Here is a 15338-nt window from a genome sequence, read left to right as displayed (position 1 = left end):
TGGGAGAGAGGAACCGCGTCGATGAAATACAATCAACCCTACGGCATCAGCGATCCCGAAGGTCCGTACATCAACGGCAATCCATCGACCGGCACGATGGGGTCGATCCCGCCTGCGGCGTCGATCGAGTATCCGCAGCGCGAGATTGTCAACCTGATCACGCATGCCGGGCTGGTGAACCCCGACAACACCGATCTGCATCAGCTTTCGAAGTCGGTGCAGTCGATGCTGATGAATGCGCAAGACGATGCGGGCACCGCGAACGCCTATCAGGTGACGATGCATCCGGCACCGAACGCCTACTACAAATACCTGATGGTGATCTTCGAAGTTGGCAACAGCAACACCGGACCATCGGTGATGAATGTCAACGCGCTGGGGCCGAAGCCAATTGTCCGCATCGACGGCACCGCGCTCGACGCCGATGCCCTGATTGAAGATGCCATCGTCTGTCTGATGTACGACGGCGTCAACTTCCAGATGGTCTGGTCCTCGACCGGCTCGAAGGGCATCCCCGGTCTGCCGAACTTCCTGACCGCGCCGAAGGACATCTACGTCAACAACGCCACTGGCAACGATGTCACCTATGACGGCACCACGGCGGCGTTCGTCACCGGCACCATTCACGGCCCGTTCAAGACGATCCAGCGCGCCGCGAATGAGGTGACGAAGTATAACCTCAATGGCTTCAACATCACGGTGCATGTCGCTGACGGCACCTACGCGACGCCGTCGGGCCAGACCACGATCCAGTACATGCCGACCGGCTCTGGCTTCGTGATTTATCTCGGCAACCGCGCGACGCCCGCCAACGTCGTCGTCCAATCGGTCAACCGCACCGCATTGCAGATTTCCGGGGCTGGGCAAGCCCAAGTGTTCGGCTTCAAGTTCACCAGCAGCGGCTCCAATGCGGGCGATCCCTGTGCCGGTGTCTTCCTTGATCGGGTGCGCCTGACAATGGGCGACGTCGAGTTTGGCTTCTGCTCCGGTTACATGGTCGGCGTCACGCGCGGCGCGTCGATGGTGATGGGCGATCACTGGTACATTAACGGCAGTTCGCCCGGCAATCCCTACGCCAGCGGCGGCTTCATCGCCTGCTTCTTCTCGGCCACGGTCGAAAGCTCGCCCGCGATCTACCCGCTCTACATGCACACCAACGTGGCGATCTCGGTGGGCTACTTCGTCAGCAGCAGCCAGTTCGGCGCATTGAACCTGACGTGGACCTCATACGCCGGTTTCGCAAATGTCTCCGGCCAGAAGTACATCGCAACAGCCAATGGCGTCATCTCCTCCGGTGGTGGCGGCGCAAGCTATTATCCCGGCAACATGGCCGGAACAGTCGCATCTGGAGGTCAATATGTCTGAGCTAACGCCTGTCTCTGACGGCATCAGGATCGCGCGCGAATATGCACCGTTCACGTGGTACTGGAAGGCGGAGGATGGCCGCGTCTATTCGTCAAAGCGTGAGCTGATCGTTGACGAGACCGACACTGACTATCTTGCTTTCTTGGAAGGCGGCCCCGCAACCGAATGGCCGCGCGATGCTGGCGGCAACCAAACCGATGCCGCATTGCAGGAGGTGGTAGAGCCCTACGGCAAGACGGTCGGCATTGCAGCATTCGCGGCGAAGTACCGCGACATGGTCGAGCGAGAGGGCTTTACCGCAGACGGCGTTGAATATGCCTACGACGAACTGACGTTCCGCATGATCACGATCGCCGTTCTTGCCGGGGATGATACGCATCTGATCGCGAAGGATGGCAGTGTGAATGCGCTGAGCCGTTCACAGCTTGAGAGCGTTGTGCAGGCGATGCATGCGATGGTGGACAAGTACGTGCAACGCTATGGCAAGGCATTGTCGGCGAAGACGCGCCAAGAGGTCATCGACATCTTCCGAGCACCGTGAGGCTTCAATGGCGATCGTCAACATCACCGTCCAGAACGACGCCGACTTCTACCGGACCTTCATCTGGCAGACGATTGCGCTCGTACCGATCGACCTGACCGGCGGCGTGATGGAGATGATGCTGCGGCGGAACGCCAAGGATGATGTCGCGGTGATGCGGCTCGGCAGCGACACCGGGGAGATCGTCTTCACCGATCCGCCTGCGGGTCAGTTCACGGTGCGGATTTCGCAGCTCGAACTGGAGCGGATGGCGCTCGGCGAATTCGCGCATTCCAACATCTTCACGCGCGGCGGCTTCAAGGTCAGGGTCTGGACCGGCACCCTCGAAAACAATCCGGGGCCAACGCGATGAACGACCTCAGCAACGAACTCTCAATCGAGCAGGACGACAACCTCGCGCTCGCGACCGAGGGCGGCACGGTTATCGTGACGCTGGACGAAGAGATCGACATCATCCAGACCATGGAGCAGGGGCCGCCCGGCCCTCCCGGCATCGGCGAGAAGGGCGACAAGGGCGACGTCGGCGCGCAAGGACCGCAAGGCGTCCCCGGATTGCAGGGTCCGCAGGGCATTCCCGGCGTCAACGGCAACACTGTGCTCTATGGCGCGGGTGCGCCGTCGAACGCGCTGGGCGTCAACGGCAACTTCTACATCAATACGACGATCACCTACATCTATGGACCGAAGGCGTCCGGAACGTGGCCCGCAGGCCAAGCGATGATTGGTCCGCAGGGACCGCAGGGCATCGAAGGCCCGCAGGGTGTCCAAGGCAACCAAGGCGTCGCGGGCAACACCGTGCTGTACGGCGCAAGCGACCCGACTTCCGGCGTCGGTGTTGACGGCAATTTCTACATCAACACCACCACGCATTTCATGTTCGGGCCGAAGGTCTCCGGTGGCTGGCCCGCAGGCACGTCGCTGATCGGGCCGCAGGGCGCGCAAGGCATCCAAGGCGTTCAAGGACCGGCAGGCACGTCGGCGGTCTACGTCTCCGACGCGCCGCCCATTGGGGCTCCCGATGCCGCGCTGTGGTGGGAGAGCGACAGCGGCATGCTCGCGGTGAAGTACAATGATGGTGACAGCACCGCATGGGTCGCCATCGTTCCCGGTTCGAATGCCGCCGTGCCGGTGCTCACCAGAGGCGATGTCAGGCTGACGAAATCCGGCGCGAACATTTCGCTGGACCGCTATGGCGGTGCGTACCTCTACATCGCGGGCGTCAACTGCGTGATGCCGACTGGAAGCCTGACGCTTGCGCCGACCGGGCTGACCGTCAGTACGACGTATTACATCTATGCGGTGGCGACCGCTGGCGTGGTGTCATCGATAGAAGCCAGCACGACCGCGCCTGCTGTTCTGGCGGACGGGACGAAAGCCAAGACCGGCGACGCCACCCGCGCGCTGGTCGGCATGGTGTATATCGGCGGTGGTCCGGCATTCTTCGATGTGCCGTCAGCGCGTTGGGTCCGCAGCTACCACAATCGTCGCGCGATGACGTTCTCCAACATCGGCCCTCTCAATGGCCTGACCTTCAACAACATCGGAGCACAGGTCGAAATTGCAGCGGCAGCCCGCGTGCAGATGCTGCTGTGGGATGACGAAGGCGTTGCGATGCAGATCAACGGGCAGGTCTACAACGGCACGGGAGGCGCGGCGAGCTTCGTCGGTATCATGTGGGACGGTGCCAGCCAGACGATTGGCGGCGGATCATCTGCAAGCACTAACGTGGGCTGTTCGATTGGCTGCATGTTCGCGGGCGGCCCGTTCACGCAAGGCTATCACTACGCGACGGTCGGTGGCTCGGTCAGTTCGGGCGTCGCGACGCTGTACGCTGGCGCACCTCCCGGCATCGTCGGTCACATTGTGAGAGGGTGAGATGGGCTTCAACTTCCCAGCGACGCCGACCGTCGGTCAGGTCTTCAACAACTGGACGTGGGACGGCGAGAAGTGGCAGATCGGCGGCGCACCAAACGTCCCCGAAGCCCCGACCGATGGCTTCCTGTATGGCCGGAAGTCGAGCACGTGGTCGCGTGTCGAGGATGGGGCAAACTTCACGGGCGCGCTCTCCGTAACCCCAGCGGCCAACGCGCTGACGATTGTCGTCATGCATATGTCGGGTGTCGTGCCATCGCCAGCGAACCCGGTGTTCTATCGCGTGCCGCATCCAGCCGGTGGCTACCTCATACGTGCGATCACCGCGCCGCTGTCGGTGACGATCCCGGCTGGCGCGACGCTGGGCACGATCTCAAACGTCCCGTTCCGCATCTGGGTCGCGATCTTCGATGACAACGGCACGCCGCGACTGGCGGTGCGCAACAATCTCAACTGGGCAACGCTGGGCACTTACCTGCTGCGCTATCCTGAGCACATGGCCGCTACGATTGAGACGCCGCCCGGCAACAACCCGGCTTCGTTCTACGGTAACGTCGCGGCCCCCAACAAGTTCTGGACGTGGGTCGGATGGTTCGCGTGGGAGCAGGGGCTGGCGACGATGGGTATGTGGAACATCGGGCCAAACGGCATCTGCGCCACCTTGCTCGACGGCATGTCACGACCGGGCGACATGATCTTTATGCGGGCGCATCGCGGCTTGGTCAGTCCAACCAGCAACGTTGTCACGCTGACCGACAGCACGCTGGGCCAGACATGGAATAGCTGGAGCGCGGTTGATCCGGTCGAGGTGACCGTTCAACAATGCTACGTCTATCTGCGCACCGGAGCCACGCACGGGCAAGGTCAGGTGATGATCCGGCGCGGCAGCACCGCGCTGGTGTCGTCGTCGGTCTATTCGGCGCTGACCGGCGATCTGATCGCTGGTGCAACATTGAGTGTTCTGGATTTTCCCGGCACCACCGCGTCGGTCGATTACAAGTTCAGCTACCAGAACGTTCAGGCGCTGATGATCCAGTACAATGCGAGCGGAATGATCTGCAAGGAGTACATGGCATGATCGTGCCGGTGATGTTTCTCAAGGGTACGCAGACCATCGTCGGCGTCGGCGGCTATCCTGCCGAGGATCAAGAACTCTATGACGTGGTCGAGATGGAGGAGGGCGATCCGGCGATCAAGGCGTTCACCGATCCGCCAGCGCAACAAACCGCGATGGAGCACGAAGTGTTGCTCGATCACGAGAACCGGATACGCGCGATGGAGGGCGAGCCGCCGCTGACGCTGGTGGAGTTCGCAGCGACCAAGCTGGCGAGGAGACGGTGATGGTCATCAAGGAAGGCACTGAGGTTATCGTTAGCACCGTCGATGCGATGAAGTCGGTGCCGCTGGCGCTCGCCTTGCTGGTGGTCAATTGCGCGTTCCTCGCGTTCGCGGCCTATGTGCTCGGACAGGTCAGCAGCAACGCCGCCGAACGCAACAAGAACCAGATGGAGCTGATCAGCTCACTCGCGACGAATTGCTACCCCGTCAGCAGGGAGAAGCAGCAATGACCCGGCTTCGCGGCAAGGTCTCATGGTTTGGGGGACCGAATGACACGGGCGTCTCGCCTGACGAGGGTCTTGCGTTCATTTACGACGTCGATGACGCGCCGCACCTCTTCCTTGACGAACAGCCGCCCGGCACAACCGGGTTGGCTCGGCGACTGGCTGCTGACTCCGCTTTTTACATTGCTTGCCGATGGAATTACGACGTTACGTCGAAGACGGAGTTGCTACAGACTCTGGCGCGCGTGCGCGCGATCAAGACGGGCAGACAAGCGCTCGCCTATCCCGCCGACTGGGGACCGCACCAAGACACCGACCGACTCGCCGACATCTCGCCCGCCCTCATGACCGCGCTCGGCATCGAGACCGACGACGAGGTCGAAGTCACCTTCCCGGTACAACAGGGAGTGCCAGCCATGCCCTATGAATCCATCGTCATCAGTTCAGGCCACGGCAAGTATGTGCGCGGGGCGACCGGCATCATCGATGAGGTCGATGAAGCGCGTCGCGTGGTCGAGCGCGTCGCCGAGATGCTGGAAGCGCGCGGCGTCGATGTGGATGTGTTTCACGACGACACGAGTCAGACCCAAAGCGAAAATCTGGACCGCATCGTCTCGTACCATAATAGCCGCGAACGCCAGCTCGATGTGAGCGTACATTTTAACGCCTATGTCGAGACGACAAAGCCCATGGGCTGTGAGGTACTTTTCGTAAGTCAGTCAGCGCTCGCAGGCGAATTGTCGAGCGCCATTGCGGAAGCTGGTGATCTGATCGACCGGGGTGCCAAGAAGCGGACCGATTTGGCGTTCCTCAATGGCACCGATATGCCGAGTGTGCTGATCGAGACGGCGTTCGTGGATTCGACCGCCGATGCGGATGCCTACCAGAGCTGCTTCGATGAGATCTGCGAGTCCATCGCGACCGTGCTCGGCGGCAAGGGCGAGATGGTGACCGAACCGCCGCCGGGCGAGGTGACTGAACCGCCGCCGGTCAAGCCGCCGCCAACCATCCGCATTGATGTCGAGGTGATCGGCGACATCACCATCATCGTCAACGGCGTGCCGGTGTCGTGACCGATCTCGACACCGTGCTGCAGGCGGCGGTGCAGCAAAACTTCTGCAAGATGTTCGACGTGCTGATGTCCGACCCGAGCCCGCAGGGCTTGGATCGGTTCAAGAAGGGGCTGCACAATTTGGCGAAGATGGAGAATGCCGTCGCTGACATCATCGAGAAGGAATCGCAAAAGGAGTAGTAATCATGGGTGCTAACATTTGGTTTTGGCTGATCTATGTGCTGACATTGGTGTTTGGCGTTTGGGGCATGAACCCGTGGCGACCATCAGGACAAGTATGGGCACCTTTTGGCAGCTGGGCGATCCTGTTTTTGCTGATCGGCATTCTCGGCCTGCACGCCTTCGGGAGTCCCATTCGTTGACGCGGACGCGGGGCCGGACGCACCCGCGCGCTACACTGGCCGGGAGTCGCAGTTCGATGCACTGCCACCCGCCGAGCCGCACACGCCGTCGATCTGTAAGGGATGTTGACGAGCTTCCCCTGAACCACTGAACAAAAGCCAGTGTTGCAGCGGCACTACTGCATTGCGTCTTCTCTGCGACTACGATCTCAGAATTGATCGATAGTTGGCAGAGGGGTGTTCTAACGATGTTAAAATCATGCAAAATATTTGTGACAGCGTCATTTATTGTCCTGCTCGCGAGCCCGGCACTGGCGCAAACCGCAACAGGTACAGGCGTCGGCATCGCCAATTCAAGTTCGCAATCGGGCGCGGTGGCCGTCTCTGGGCAGGGTGGTGACTCCAACGTCACCATCAACGGCACCCCCGCCACAACCACCTCCAACATCAATCAGCGCGTCAGCGGCACCCAGACCATCAAGAGCAACCCTAGCCTCGCGACAACGCTCACTGCTGCGGGGCTCGAAACCTGCTTGGGTAGCGCCTCCGGAATGATCAGTCTGGCTGGTTTTGGACTCGGCGGCGGCTCGACCATGACGGACGAAGGGTGTCAGGCGCGGCTCGATGCACGCACTTTAGCAAGTTTCGGATTGAAGGCCGCCGCCGTGGCGCGGTTGTGCCAGCGCCCGGACATCTACGCCAGCATGCCCGACATCTGCGAGCGCTACCGCCCGGTTGTCATCGCACGCGGTGGCGCAGCCCCGATCGTAATGTCATCGAACGCCGGTACAAGTGGCGCGATCCGCGTGATCGACGGTCGCGACGGCGTCGAGAAGGATTGCCTGTCCTACAATTCCGCGAAGCAAAAGTGTTTGCATTGGTCTGGCGAGCCACCGCGCCTGCGCGTTGCCTCCGTCAATCCAACAAAATCAATTGCGCCTGCCAAGCCGAGGGCGAGCGTCAAACCCTTAGCACCGGCAACCGCCGTTGCTAATTCGCCCGCCGTGCAGGCCATTGATTCTGCCACGTCGGCTCAACCCAAGAAGGATGATTAACATGAAGAAACTACTTCTCGCATCTGTTGCCGCGCTCGCGTTCGCGTCGGCTCCGGCTTCCGCTGCCCAGTTCTCGCTGGGTACCGGGTTCAACTTCGGTCACGTCAATACCCAGACGGGTGCAGCTTCGACCGGCACGGCGGCGGCGGGCTCTCTCGCCACCGGCACCAACACCTCCATCGGTGCTGGCATTGCGACGCAGACCCCGGCAGGTTCGCTGACCTCTGCGGTCGGCGCATCGGCTGGTCAGTCCAACTCGATCTCCGGTGCGGCTTCCATCGGCAACGGTGCGGCGGTGTCGAGCGGTCTGTCGAACAACATCGGCGTTGGTGTTGGCGTTGGTCTCAATCTGCCCTGATCAGAAACTTCTCATTGATTGATTGTGAGAAAGGCCCGGCTCTACGCCGGGCCTTCCTTTTTCAGGCCTGCTGAACCTCATGCTCGTGCATGAAGCGGAGCACGTTCTCGCTGAACCCGTCGATATGAGTCCAGTGGCCATAGCCAACGCCGTTGCGGTTGCTGGCGACGTTGATCATGTAGGCGTGCCCATCCTGCGGCTGCGGCACCGCATCGTGGCTCTGCTCGTCGGTGATGACCACCAGACGATCATGCGGCACATGCATCGCCAGATACGTCACCGCGCGACCGAGATAGGTGCCGTTGTGCAACTGGCTCGACCTGATCGCATCGATGCCAGCCATGCCACGCCGCGCCGGGACCTCAACCACGCTGTCCGAGAACGTGAACAGGCGGATGTCGTCGCCGGGGAAGATCGCGGCCAGCGAGGCCGCCGCATCCATCCGGGTCAGATCCGACTTCGCCGACAGCTTGTAGTCCATCGAACCGGACACATCGACCAGCAGCGCCGTCCGGCCGCCGAACTTCGGCAGCTCAACGATGGCGGCGAGAAGGGCCGCATCGATTGCGCGCTCGAATGACGGCACCGCTCGCGCCGCCGCGACGTAGCGGAACGGCAGCACGCGGGCCGCACCCTTGCGAAGCGCAATCTTGTCGTTGACCAGATCGCGGTCCACGCCAGCCTCGTGCATGTTGCGCAGATTGCGCAGCAGCGCGAGGTAGCCCAGCTTGTCGCTGGTCAGGAGTCGTTCGAACACCTCCTTCTTGGTCTCGGCTCCGCCGGACAGCGCCACCTCCCACGTATCGGGAGAGGGCAGGGTGCCGTCCTTGGCCGCCTTGAAGAACTGCGCCTGCTCTTCGTTGTCCGGCTTCGGCCGCACGATGCGGAAGACATCGCGCAGCTTGACCTTGCCAGCCCGGTCGTACTTGGCGAGCTGGTAGGCATCGAAGCGGCGCAGCGCCAGATCAAGCCCGCGCATCACCTGTGCGGTGAACTGGTGGCCATGGCCAGCCTTCGCCGTGCGACGGTCACCGCCTGCCGTGTAGATCGCCACGAACTCGGCCATCTCGTCGGCACGCGCGATGACCTCGCCGATGGTCTTGGAGACCAGCGCGTCGGTGCGACCGGCGGCGGTGCGCGACAGCACCTCCAGCAAGAGCAGCGGGACGTGACGCAGATGCATGACGTTGCGCGCCTCGACGGCGAGTGCGGCCACGATCTCGGGCTTCACGCTTGCGGCCAGCGTCTTGATGCGCTCGGAGATCTCGATGCCATCCTCATAGAACTCCCTTTCAAACAGGAGGCAGGACAGCACCGAGCGGCGCAGCGCCTGCTCGGCGTTGATCGGATGGGCGGTTGCGCCCTCGTGGGTGCGAAGGGCGTTGTATGCACGGACATTGGTTCGCATCGGTCGCTCCTGTCAGTTGAGGATCGAGCGGGTGGAATGGCGCAAAATTCGAACACGGGTTTGCCGAGTCGAACGGCCAACCCTGCCAGAGGCAGGGCTTTCATCCATCGAAGTAACCGCATCCTACGGCGGCCACTCCACACGCTCGATCCACCACGACGGGGCAACCGGCGAGACAGAGCAAAAAGCGAATCCGGTCCTTTGGTCCGCGCTCTACCACTGAGCTACCAGCTCTTTCGAGCTGAGTTGGAATCGAACCAACGACATCGGGCTCTTCAAGCGAAGTATCCGAGTTCTACGGCGTCTGTCTCGTGGGTGCCAGCAAGTGACGCGCCCGGCTTTCAGGCTTTAGTTTGGCAAAGCGAAGTAACCGGAAGCTACGGCGTGGCGGCGCGGGATAAGCGCTCGTTTTGCGGCGATGTCAAGGTGGCCTATGCTTGGAACGGCTCAGCGCTGGCGAATTCCGCCCGCAGGATGCGTTCGCCGGGAGTGGCCGCTAGGTCAGGACCCGGCTCCGGGACGGCCTCTGTACGGGTCTCTAATCGAGGCGGAACCTTAGATGGAACCTTGCGGCGCGCGGACCATGTGCGCGTAGCCGTCGTTGCCGCATTTGGTGACGACGAAGCCGAAGCCCGCATAGAAGGCCTCCAGCTCTTCCGGCGTCATCTTCTTGCCGTCGCCGGGCGGCGGTTGCGGTCGCGCGGTCAGCTCCAGTGTCACGCCGTGACGGTCCGCCGCTTCAGTGATCGCGGCAAGCGCCGCACGTCCGGCACCGCGCTGGAGCGATGCCAGCCACCTCACGGCAACATGGCCATCACGCAGCAGCGCCAGATGCACCACGGCGTCGCCCTTCGCTGTCGTGAACAGCGGCGGCGTGAACGGCAGCTCGTCGAAGAAGGCTTGCATGGTCAATACGGTTTGAACGGTGGCTTGCGCTGGCCATTATACAGCACGCGGTAGGGTGCGGCGTCAGCTTCCTCGATGACGAACCAGAGGAAGGTCTTCTCGCCCCGGCGGTGCATTGCCTCCAGCCGGTGCCGACCGTCGATCAGCCACATCGCGCCGCCGTCGATGACCGCGATCAGCGGCTCGTACTCGTGCGGCTTCAGCAGCAACAGCGCCTTGACCTTGTCCTCGTCGAACTCGACGGCGGAGCTGCCGTTGTAGGCCGCCTCGACTTCCTCCTGATAGATCTTGTGCTTCCCGGCCTTGCAGTCGCGCAGCGCGCGGGTGACGTTCCACGAGCCACGGTCGTTGTGGAAGAGCATGTCGTCCGGCTCCATGTTCGACACGACGACGGTCCGCTTGTCGCTCATTTTCCGACACTCCACTGCATGCCGTTCTCGTCCGGCTCGGTCATCTCGACCTCTTCAATGCCATACTTCGTGATCCGCAGCGTATGCGTCGCCATCGGCGGACCAACAGCAACCGCCATGTCGGCCTTGATCATCCTGTCGATCAGGGCGCGAACGATGGGCTTCTGCCATGCATCAGGCATGCCCGGCATGGTCAGCGCTGCCATGATCGCGTCGTTGGTCGTCGGCGAGAACACCACCTTGCAGCGGTCCGGCCGCAGCTCCGGTGACAGGCGCTCGCGCGGGTCGTCGCGGTCTTGGCTCTGCAGCCAGAGGCATTTGAAATCGACGCACATCGCCGGGCGCTGCTCGTAGATCTTGCAGCCCTTGCCGATGGCGCAGTGATCGCACCATTTGCCAGCTGGCTTGCTCAGCTCCGGGATCGCGTAGACCCTGCAGCACGCGGTGCAGCTTCCACAATCGCCAGCCATCAGTCCTCGTCTTCCTCCTCGTCCTCGTCGTCGTCCTGATCCTCGTCGTCTTCCGGCTCGTCTTCCTCGTGGTTGCGGGGGTCGTCGATCTCGGGCTCGGCGGGCTCTTCGGGCTGCTCCTCTTCGAACTCCAGCTCGGAGACCGCGTCGTAGATGGTCTGCAGCGCGCCCGCGACGTCGGCGATCTTGGACAGCCGGTTGGCCTCGTCCTCGTCGTTGTTCTTCTCGGTGGGTGTGTTGAGGCGGGTGTAGTAGAGATCCCGGATCGTGGTGAGGTGCTCTTCGGCTGCGCGGCGCACTTCCTGCAGCGGCTCAAGCTCGGCTGGTGTCATCAATGGCATGCTGGTTCCTTTCAGTTTGCAACGCGGCTTATACGCCCGCGCGTCGCATAGGTCAATACGGCCTATGATTTATTTGCTGTCCTGAATCGCCAGCGCATGCTCCTCGATCTCGCGGCGCAGATCCTCGATCATCTGCCAGCGCTCGCGCCACGCTTCCTGCGCCTTGGTGAACGTGCCCATCGGTGCGGTCTGGTAGTCGCGCCCGTTGGGCGAGGCATCCGACATCACCGTGAGCAGCGAGCGGAGCACATGCAGCACGCTGCACTGTTGCTCGACCAGACACTCGCGCGAGGTGCCGTTCAAATTGATGCGGGGCAGGACGAGGGGCTTCATTATTCTTCCTTCAACTTGGCGACGACGTCAGCGTGCGCGCCTTGGACCAGATAGGTCTTTTTGTTCTTCAGGGTGATCAGTTGTCCCGGCTCGACCGCGCCGCAATAGTCCTCGACGTCCGACACTTCCGCCGGGTTGACCGAGACCAGCGTGCGGTCCTTCTCGGTGACGCACCATTTGGTGAACGTGACTAGCTTCGGCTTCTTGATGTCTTTCATATCTTCCTCACTTGCGAGCGGTCGAGCACGTAGGTCTTTTCCTTGTACTCGACCCAGATCGACAGCTCATCGACCTTGACCACGGGCACGACCTTGTCGCCGATGGCGGCGGGTGTGTCGCGTTCCTTCAGGACGCGGACGCGATCACCTACGATCATTGATGTGTCCCTTGGGTGATACACGGAAGAATGCGAAGTCGGCTACGGTGGCTGGGCGCACGGTGTCACTCGGTGCGACCACGATGGTCCCGGTCATCGGATCGGGGCCGCCCAACAGAACGCTGCCAGCCAAAACGCCGTGAAAGATGCTGCCCTCAATGCGATAGCAAAGCGCGTTTTCGTTCACGACGATGTATTTCTCTGCTGGGTTCACTTCGCCTCCAGCGCCTTGACTTCCGGGCCGAACACATGGCCGACCTTCTTGGCGTCGCCGTTCTGCTTGATGTACCACTCGGGCGCGTTGTCCAGCACGACCAGCAAGCCGAGGTAACCCTCCTGCGAGAAGTAGCCCTTGACCTCCGCCACGCCGAGGTTGTTGATCCGCACCATTACCTTCGATCCGACCGGCGGCGGCTGGAAGCCGTCCTTGTTCGCCCAGACCAGCTTGCCTTCCTCGACATTGCTGACGAAGCCGTCCTTGTAGATCGCCTGCTCAAAGGCGGGGATCTCCTGATATTCCTGATAACTCATAACCAAACACTCCTTTCGATCTCGACGGCTTCGCCGCCATCCACAATTTTGAAACTCTGCCACTTCGCGGCGTGGGCCTCCTCGTCGGCGAGGCACTTGAGAGCAGCCTCCTCAGATTCGAACGACCAGATCAAGGACCACAGCTCATCGGGGTTAATCCCGGCGGCGCGGTACTCGGCCTTGTGGCCTTCCGGCAGATCGTCGTGGCGCATGATCCGCCAGCGGTTGACGCGCTCTTTGTAGGTCTCAGACATCTTTCTTCTCCTTCCGTCTCAATCAGGCCAGCGCGTATTTCTTGTGGCCCTTGATCAACCACTTCTCGACAACCGGGGCACCGGAGGCGGCCTCTTCGACCACCACGTAGGCCCGGCTGGCGACGACCTTGGCGTACCGCCACTCTTCGAACGGGCCGCAGTAGACCTTCATTTCGTAGCCGGGGAACGGGACGGACTCGCCCTCTTCCAGAGCGGCGTATTCGAAGAACGCCCCGCTGGCGGACTTGAAGCAGCCCTTGACCAGCTTCTTCAGACAGGCAGCATAGGGAGCGTAGGACATCTCAAACTCCTTCCCGGAGGGCCAGTCCCGTCCGACCAGCCTGATATAGGGCCAAGGGCCATATAGGTCAATACGGCCTACATCACGTATTGTTACAAACAGAGGCCGCCCCGGTTTCCCGGAGCGGCCTTTTGTTTATCCGTTGCGGATCGCTTCCAGCGCCGCCCGGCCGGTCAGCGGCATCTTCTTGGTCTCGCCGCTCTTCTTGGCCTTCATCTTGGCGATGCGGCCTTGCGTCTTCTTGCGCTTGATCTCGTCCTGCTCGGCCTTGATCTCGGCCGCGACCGGGTCGAGCTTCTTGCGCTGCAGGAACGCCGGGATGCTGGTGTCGATCTCGGCGGCCTTGACCGGCTCCATGATCAGCTTGACGCGATCCGGGTTGCCGGTGGGCACCGACGTGACCTTGACCATATTCTGATCGGCAGGCTCGGGCTTCACCGGTTTGGGCTGCGGTGGATTCGCCGCCGCCTTCACGAGCCGCTTCTTCTGCTTCTCCAGCTTGTCGATGGCGGTCATCGCTCGCTTGAGCCGCGTCTTCCATCGCCCGATGGATGCATCGAGATGCTCGATGCTCTTTGGCTTCTTGGCCATTGCATTCTCCTTTGCTTGTTGAGTTGGGAATGACGGCCCCGGTTTGATCACCGGGGCCGTTCGCGTTTACTTGCCGACCTTCTTCACCTCGACCGGCGCGATGCCTTCCGGGTATCTCAAGCTCCCCATGCCATCGACCTGAGTCCACTTGCTGACCCGGTGGACGATGTAGGCGGAGCACTTGCCCTGCCGTTGCATGTTGCGTACAGCGCCCTCGATGGTTTGGGCACGACCCCATCCCATCTGATTGCCGCGCGCGATGTACCAGACGCCACCGTCAGGTACGACGACAGGCGAGCTGTCGTCTTCGTGCTTCATCAAGTCGGTGTGCGTGAACTGCTCGCAGTTGCCGGACATGAACGAGGCGTTGCGGTTGCTGGTCTCGTCGCCCCACATATCGTGGATTGTCACGGTGGCCATGGTGACGGTGCCGTCGAGCCGAAGCAGTCGAACCCGATCACCGATCTTGAACGAGGTTGAGTCGGTCGTCTTCTTCACTGGCTTGGTAGCCATTGATTGTCTTCCTTTCTGATTTACATTTTCAAACAGCCTGCAGCCGGACTCCCCGACTGACACAGGCAGTATAGCAAATCGACTTTTGCCAAATTCGATGAATAGGCCGAAATGGCCTGCGTCGCCTCTATGATACAAGGCGCAAACGCGCGTTGAAAAAAGTTGTTGACTCGGAAAACACTGCGCGAGAGGCGCGCGGAGTCAGCGATGCGAAGCGGAAAAGTGACAACTGTATAGAGGCAAAATTATTTTTCGACGCGCTCCAGCGACTTCGGCAGCGGTCGCCAACATGGGTCGTTGAGATCGCCCAATTCGAGGATCATCATCTTGTGCGGGTTCTTGTTGCCGACGATTTCGTTGGCCGGGGACCACAGCTTCACCCACGGGCCGGGCGACTTCTCATGCGTCGCCGGGTCCTCATAGATGTAGAACTCCATGTAGTCGTCGGGGTTGGTCCACTTGTCGAGCCGCAGCTTGCTTAAGCCGCGCCGTATCGCCTCGTTGATTGAGATCAGGCCATCGCTCATTTGCGCGCCGCCGCAATCTGTTCGTCGAGTTGTTGGATCAGCAGTTTCCGCGCCTGCAGGCCGAACGTGTCTTGGATCTTGAGCGCCAGCTCGACCGAGAGGCTGGCGTTGCCGTTGACGACGTTGGAGAAGCAAGGACGGCTCATCTCCAGCTCCTTCGCGACTTCGGTGACGGTCTTGTCCCGCGAGGTGACCAGCGCCTTGTACAATG

28 protein-coding genes are annotated in these 15338 nt (G+C 61.5%); 12 read left to right on the top strand and 16 right to left on the bottom strand.

What is annotated here, in order from left to right:
• The first annotated feature begins 21 nt into the window (after nucleotides 1–21).
• The 12 genes from KIP88_RS02680 (at nucleotide 22) to KIP88_RS02625 (ending at nucleotide 8166) form a co-directional block, all read left to right on the top strand.
• Nucleotides 22–1365: a hypothetical protein gene (locus tag KIP88_RS02680; RefSeq protein ID WP_214486286.1), complete on the top strand. Its 1344-nt coding sequence runs from the start codon at nucleotides 22–24 to the stop codon at nucleotides 1363–1365.
• A complete protein-coding gene (locus KIP88_RS02675; protein ID WP_214486285.1) occupies nucleotides 1358–1906 on the top strand; it encodes a DUF4376 domain-containing protein in 549 nt (182 codons plus the stop codon). Before KIP88_RS02680 ends, KIP88_RS02675 begins: the two co-directional genes overlap by 8 nt.
• 7 nt (nucleotides 1907–1913) lie before the next feature.
• Nucleotides 1914–2258 carry a hypothetical protein gene (locus KIP88_RS02670; RefSeq protein ID WP_214486284.1) on the top strand — a complete coding sequence of 115 codons (345 nt, stop codon included), beginning with the start codon at nucleotides 1914–1916 and terminating at the stop codon, nucleotides 2256–2258.
• Nucleotides 2255–3781, top strand: a complete 1527-nt coding sequence (locus KIP88_RS02665; RefSeq protein ID WP_214486283.1) for a hypothetical protein — start codon at nucleotides 2255–2257, stop codon at nucleotides 3779–3781. The genes KIP88_RS02670 and KIP88_RS02665 overlap by 4 nt, the downstream gene beginning before the upstream one ends.
• A gap of 1 nt (nucleotide 3782) precedes the next feature.
• Nucleotides 3783–4856, top strand: a complete 1074-nt coding sequence (locus KIP88_RS02660; RefSeq protein WP_214486282.1) for a hypothetical protein — start codon at nucleotides 3783–3785, stop codon at nucleotides 4854–4856.
• Nucleotides 4853–5119: a hypothetical protein gene (locus KIP88_RS02655; protein ID WP_214486281.1), complete on the top strand. Its 267-nt coding sequence runs from the start codon at nucleotides 4853–4855 to the stop codon at nucleotides 5117–5119. Before KIP88_RS02660 ends, KIP88_RS02655 begins: the two co-directional genes overlap by 4 nt.
• The gene (locus tag KIP88_RS02650) at nucleotides 5119–5346 is read left to right on the top strand and encodes a hypothetical protein (RefSeq protein WP_214486280.1); all 228 of its coding nucleotides are present in this window, start codon (nucleotides 5119–5121) and stop codon (nucleotides 5344–5346) included. Before KIP88_RS02655 ends, KIP88_RS02650 begins: the two co-directional genes overlap by 1 nt.
• Complete coding sequence (locus KIP88_RS02645) at nucleotides 5343–6413, top strand: N-acetylmuramoyl-L-alanine amidase (protein WP_214486279.1); 1071 nt, start codon at nucleotides 5343–5345, stop codon at nucleotides 6411–6413. Before KIP88_RS02650 ends, KIP88_RS02645 begins: the two co-directional genes overlap by 4 nt.
• On the top strand, nucleotides 6410–6592 hold the full coding sequence (locus KIP88_RS02640) for a hypothetical protein (protein WP_214486278.1): 183 nt from the start codon (nucleotides 6410–6412) through the stop codon (nucleotides 6590–6592). The genes KIP88_RS02645 and KIP88_RS02640 overlap by 4 nt, the downstream gene beginning before the upstream one ends.
• 5 nt (nucleotides 6593–6597) lie before the next feature.
• A complete protein-coding gene (locus KIP88_RS02635) occupies nucleotides 6598–6774 on the top strand; it encodes a hypothetical protein (protein ID WP_214486277.1) in 177 nt (58 codons plus the stop codon).
• A gap of 194 nt (nucleotides 6775–6968) precedes the next feature.
• Nucleotides 6969–7808: a hypothetical protein gene (locus KIP88_RS02630; RefSeq protein ID WP_214486276.1), complete on the top strand. Its 840-nt coding sequence runs from the start codon at nucleotides 6969–6971 to the stop codon at nucleotides 7806–7808.
• A 1-nt stretch (nucleotide 7809) separates the two neighbouring features.
• Nucleotides 7810–8166 carry a YfaZ family outer membrane protein gene (locus KIP88_RS02625; protein ID WP_214486275.1) on the top strand — a complete coding sequence of 119 codons (357 nt, stop codon included), beginning with the start codon at nucleotides 7810–7812 and terminating at the stop codon, nucleotides 8164–8166.
• A gap of 61 nt (nucleotides 8167–8227) precedes the next feature.
• Here the strand turns inward: KIP88_RS02625 and KIP88_RS02620 are convergent, their stop codons facing one another.
• The 16 genes from KIP88_RS02620 to KIP88_RS02545 all read right to left on the bottom strand — a co-directional run bounded on the left by KIP88_RS02620 (nucleotide 8228) and on the right by KIP88_RS02545 (nucleotide 15336).
• Nucleotides 8228–9574, bottom strand: coding sequence for a TROVE domain-containing protein (locus KIP88_RS02620; protein WP_214486274.1), 1347 nt, complete (start codon nucleotides 9572–9574; stop codon nucleotides 8228–8230).
• Nucleotides 9575–10129: 555 nt separating this feature from the next.
• Nucleotides 10130–10480, bottom strand: a complete 351-nt coding sequence (locus tag KIP88_RS02615; RefSeq protein WP_214486273.1) for a hypothetical protein — start codon at nucleotides 10478–10480, stop codon at nucleotides 10130–10132.
• 2 nt (nucleotides 10481–10482) lie between these two features.
• Complete coding sequence (locus KIP88_RS02610) at nucleotides 10483–10890, bottom strand: ParB/RepB/Spo0J family partition protein (RefSeq protein ID WP_214486272.1); 408 nt, start codon at nucleotides 10888–10890, stop codon at nucleotides 10483–10485.
• The gene (locus KIP88_RS02605; RefSeq protein WP_214486271.1) at nucleotides 10887–11360 is read right to left on the bottom strand and encodes a hypothetical protein; all 474 of its coding nucleotides are present in this window, start codon (nucleotides 11358–11360) and stop codon (nucleotides 10887–10889) included. The genes KIP88_RS02610 and KIP88_RS02605 overlap by 4 nt, the downstream gene beginning before the upstream one ends.
• Entirely contained in the window at nucleotides 11360–11701 is a 342-nt protein-coding gene (locus KIP88_RS02600) for a hypothetical protein (RefSeq protein WP_214486270.1), read from the bottom strand. Before KIP88_RS02600 ends, KIP88_RS02605 begins: the two co-directional genes overlap by 1 nt.
• 69 nt (nucleotides 11702–11770) lie before the next feature.
• Nucleotides 11771–12034 (bottom strand): hypothetical protein, encoded by a 264-nt coding sequence (locus KIP88_RS02595; RefSeq protein ID WP_214486269.1) that lies wholly within the window; start codon nucleotides 12032–12034, stop codon nucleotides 11771–11773.
• Nucleotides 12034–12252, bottom strand: coding sequence for a hypothetical protein (locus KIP88_RS02590; RefSeq protein ID WP_214486268.1), 219 nt, complete (start codon nucleotides 12250–12252; stop codon nucleotides 12034–12036). Before KIP88_RS02590 ends, KIP88_RS02595 begins: the two co-directional genes overlap by 1 nt.
• Nucleotides 12249–12410, bottom strand: coding sequence for a hypothetical protein (locus tag KIP88_RS02585; protein ID WP_214486267.1), 162 nt, complete (start codon nucleotides 12408–12410; stop codon nucleotides 12249–12251). The genes KIP88_RS02590 and KIP88_RS02585 overlap by 4 nt, the downstream gene beginning before the upstream one ends.
• The gene (locus tag KIP88_RS02580; RefSeq protein ID WP_214486266.1) at nucleotides 12397–12624 is read right to left on the bottom strand and encodes a hypothetical protein; all 228 of its coding nucleotides are present in this window, start codon (nucleotides 12622–12624) and stop codon (nucleotides 12397–12399) included. The genes KIP88_RS02585 and KIP88_RS02580 overlap by 14 nt, the downstream gene beginning before the upstream one ends.
• On the bottom strand, nucleotides 12621–12941 hold the full coding sequence (locus KIP88_RS02575; protein ID WP_214486265.1) for a hypothetical protein: 321 nt from the start codon (nucleotides 12939–12941) through the stop codon (nucleotides 12621–12623). Before KIP88_RS02575 ends, KIP88_RS02580 begins: the two co-directional genes overlap by 4 nt.
• A complete protein-coding gene (locus KIP88_RS02570; RefSeq protein WP_214486264.1) occupies nucleotides 12938–13195 on the bottom strand; it encodes a hypothetical protein in 258 nt (85 codons plus the stop codon). The genes KIP88_RS02575 and KIP88_RS02570 overlap by 4 nt, the downstream gene beginning before the upstream one ends.
• Nucleotides 13196–13217: 22 nt before the next feature.
• Nucleotides 13218–13496, bottom strand: a complete 279-nt coding sequence (locus tag KIP88_RS02565) for a hypothetical protein (RefSeq protein ID WP_214486263.1) — start codon at nucleotides 13494–13496, stop codon at nucleotides 13218–13220.
• Nucleotides 13497–13631: 135 nt separating this feature from the next.
• Complete coding sequence (locus KIP88_RS02560; RefSeq protein WP_214486262.1) at nucleotides 13632–14087, bottom strand: hypothetical protein; 456 nt, start codon at nucleotides 14085–14087, stop codon at nucleotides 13632–13634.
• Nucleotides 14088–14153: 66 nt separating this feature from the next.
• The gene (locus KIP88_RS02555) at nucleotides 14154–14600 is read right to left on the bottom strand and encodes a hypothetical protein (protein ID WP_214486261.1); all 447 of its coding nucleotides are present in this window, start codon (nucleotides 14598–14600) and stop codon (nucleotides 14154–14156) included.
• A gap of 245 nt (nucleotides 14601–14845) precedes the next feature.
• Complete coding sequence (locus KIP88_RS02550) at nucleotides 14846–15127, bottom strand: hypothetical protein (protein ID WP_214486260.1); 282 nt, start codon at nucleotides 15125–15127, stop codon at nucleotides 14846–14848.
• The gene (locus tag KIP88_RS02545) at nucleotides 15124–15336 is read right to left on the bottom strand and encodes a hypothetical protein (protein ID WP_214486259.1); all 213 of its coding nucleotides are present in this window, start codon (nucleotides 15334–15336) and stop codon (nucleotides 15124–15126) included. The genes KIP88_RS02550 and KIP88_RS02545 overlap by 4 nt, the downstream gene beginning before the upstream one ends.
• Nucleotides 15337–15338 lie beyond the last annotated feature (2 nt).

This window comes from Bradyrhizobium sp. SRL28, from assembly GCF_018596315.1.
Lineage (GTDB): Bacteria > Pseudomonadota > Alphaproteobacteria > Rhizobiales > Xanthobacteraceae > Bradyrhizobium.
The sequence above is the reverse complement of the archived record's forward strand: the minus strand, read 5'-3'. Positions and strand labels throughout refer to the sequence as shown.

What these genes read in the sequence shown, in the direction of transcription:
- KIP88_RS02680 (WP_214486286.1), top strand. Translation starts at nt 22, where the DNA reads ATGAAATACAATCAACCCTACGGCATCAGCGATCCCGAAGGTCCGTAC.
- KIP88_RS02675 (WP_214486285.1), top strand. Translation starts at nt 1,358, where the DNA reads ATGTCTGAGCTAACGCCTGTCTCTGACGGCATCAGGATCGCGCGCGAA.
- KIP88_RS02670 (WP_214486284.1), top strand. Translation starts at nt 1,914, where the DNA reads ATGGCGATCGTCAACATCACCGTCCAGAACGACGCCGACTTCTACCGG.
- KIP88_RS02665 (WP_214486283.1), top strand. Translation starts at nt 2,255, where the DNA reads ATGAACGACCTCAGCAACGAACTCTCAATCGAGCAGGACGACAACCTC.
- KIP88_RS02660 (WP_214486282.1), top strand. Translation starts at nt 3,783, where the DNA reads ATGGGCTTCAACTTCCCAGCGACGCCGACCGTCGGTCAGGTCTTCAAC.
- KIP88_RS02655 (WP_214486281.1), top strand. Translation starts at nt 4,853, where the DNA reads ATGATCGTGCCGGTGATGTTTCTCAAGGGTACGCAGACCATCGTCGGC.
- KIP88_RS02650 (WP_214486280.1), top strand. Translation starts at nt 5,119, where the DNA reads ATGGTCATCAAGGAAGGCACTGAGGTTATCGTTAGCACCGTCGATGCG.
- KIP88_RS02645 (WP_214486279.1), top strand. Translation starts at nt 5,343, where the DNA reads ATGACCCGGCTTCGCGGCAAGGTCTCATGGTTTGGGGGACCGAATGAC.
- KIP88_RS02635 (WP_214486277.1), top strand. Translation starts at nt 6,598, where the DNA reads ATGGGTGCTAACATTTGGTTTTGGCTGATCTATGTGCTGACATTGGTG.
- KIP88_RS02625 (WP_214486275.1), top strand. Translation starts at nt 7,810, where the DNA reads ATGAAGAAACTACTTCTCGCATCTGTTGCCGCGCTCGCGTTCGCGTCG.
- KIP88_RS02620 (WP_214486274.1), bottom strand. Translation starts at nt 9,574, where the DNA reads ATGCGAACCAATGTCCGTGCATACAACGCCCTTCGCACCCACGAGGGC.
- KIP88_RS02615 (WP_214486273.1), bottom strand. Translation starts at nt 10,480, where the DNA reads ATGCAAGCCTTCTTCGACGAGCTGCCGTTCACGCCGCCGCTGTTCACG.
- KIP88_RS02610 (WP_214486272.1), bottom strand. Translation starts at nt 10,890, where the DNA reads ATGAGCGACAAGCGGACCGTCGTCGTGTCGAACATGGAGCCGGACGAC.
- KIP88_RS02605 (WP_214486271.1), bottom strand. Translation starts at nt 11,360, where the DNA reads ATGGCTGGCGATTGTGGAAGCTGCACCGCGTGCTGCAGGGTCTACGCG.
- KIP88_RS02600 (WP_214486270.1), bottom strand. Translation starts at nt 11,701, where the DNA reads ATGCCATTGATGACACCAGCCGAGCTTGAGCCGCTGCAGGAAGTGCGC.
- KIP88_RS02595 (WP_214486269.1), bottom strand. Translation starts at nt 12,034, where the DNA reads ATGAAGCCCCTCGTCCTGCCCCGCATCAATTTGAACGGCACCTCGCGC.
- KIP88_RS02590 (WP_214486268.1), bottom strand. Translation starts at nt 12,252, where the DNA reads ATGAAAGACATCAAGAAGCCGAAGCTAGTCACGTTCACCAAATGGTGC.
- KIP88_RS02585 (WP_214486267.1), bottom strand. Translation starts at nt 12,410, where the DNA reads ATGATCGTAGGTGATCGCGTCCGCGTCCTGAAGGAACGCGACACACCC.
- KIP88_RS02575 (WP_214486265.1), bottom strand. Translation starts at nt 12,941, where the DNA reads ATGAGTTATCAGGAATATCAGGAGATCCCCGCCTTTGAGCAGGCGATC.
- KIP88_RS02570 (WP_214486264.1), bottom strand. Translation starts at nt 13,195, where the DNA reads ATGTCTGAGACCTACAAAGAGCGCGTCAACCGCTGGCGGATCATGCGC.
- KIP88_RS02565 (WP_214486263.1), bottom strand. Translation starts at nt 13,496, where the DNA reads ATGTCCTACGCTCCCTATGCTGCCTGTCTGAAGAAGCTGGTCAAGGGC.
- KIP88_RS02560 (WP_214486262.1), bottom strand. Translation starts at nt 14,087, where the DNA reads ATGGCCAAGAAGCCAAAGAGCATCGAGCATCTCGATGCATCCATCGGG.
- KIP88_RS02555 (WP_214486261.1), bottom strand. Translation starts at nt 14,600, where the DNA reads ATGGCTACCAAGCCAGTGAAGAAGACGACCGACTCAACCTCGTTCAAG.
- KIP88_RS02550 (WP_214486260.1), bottom strand. Translation starts at nt 15,127, where the DNA reads ATGAGCGATGGCCTGATCTCAATCAACGAGGCGATACGGCGCGGCTTA.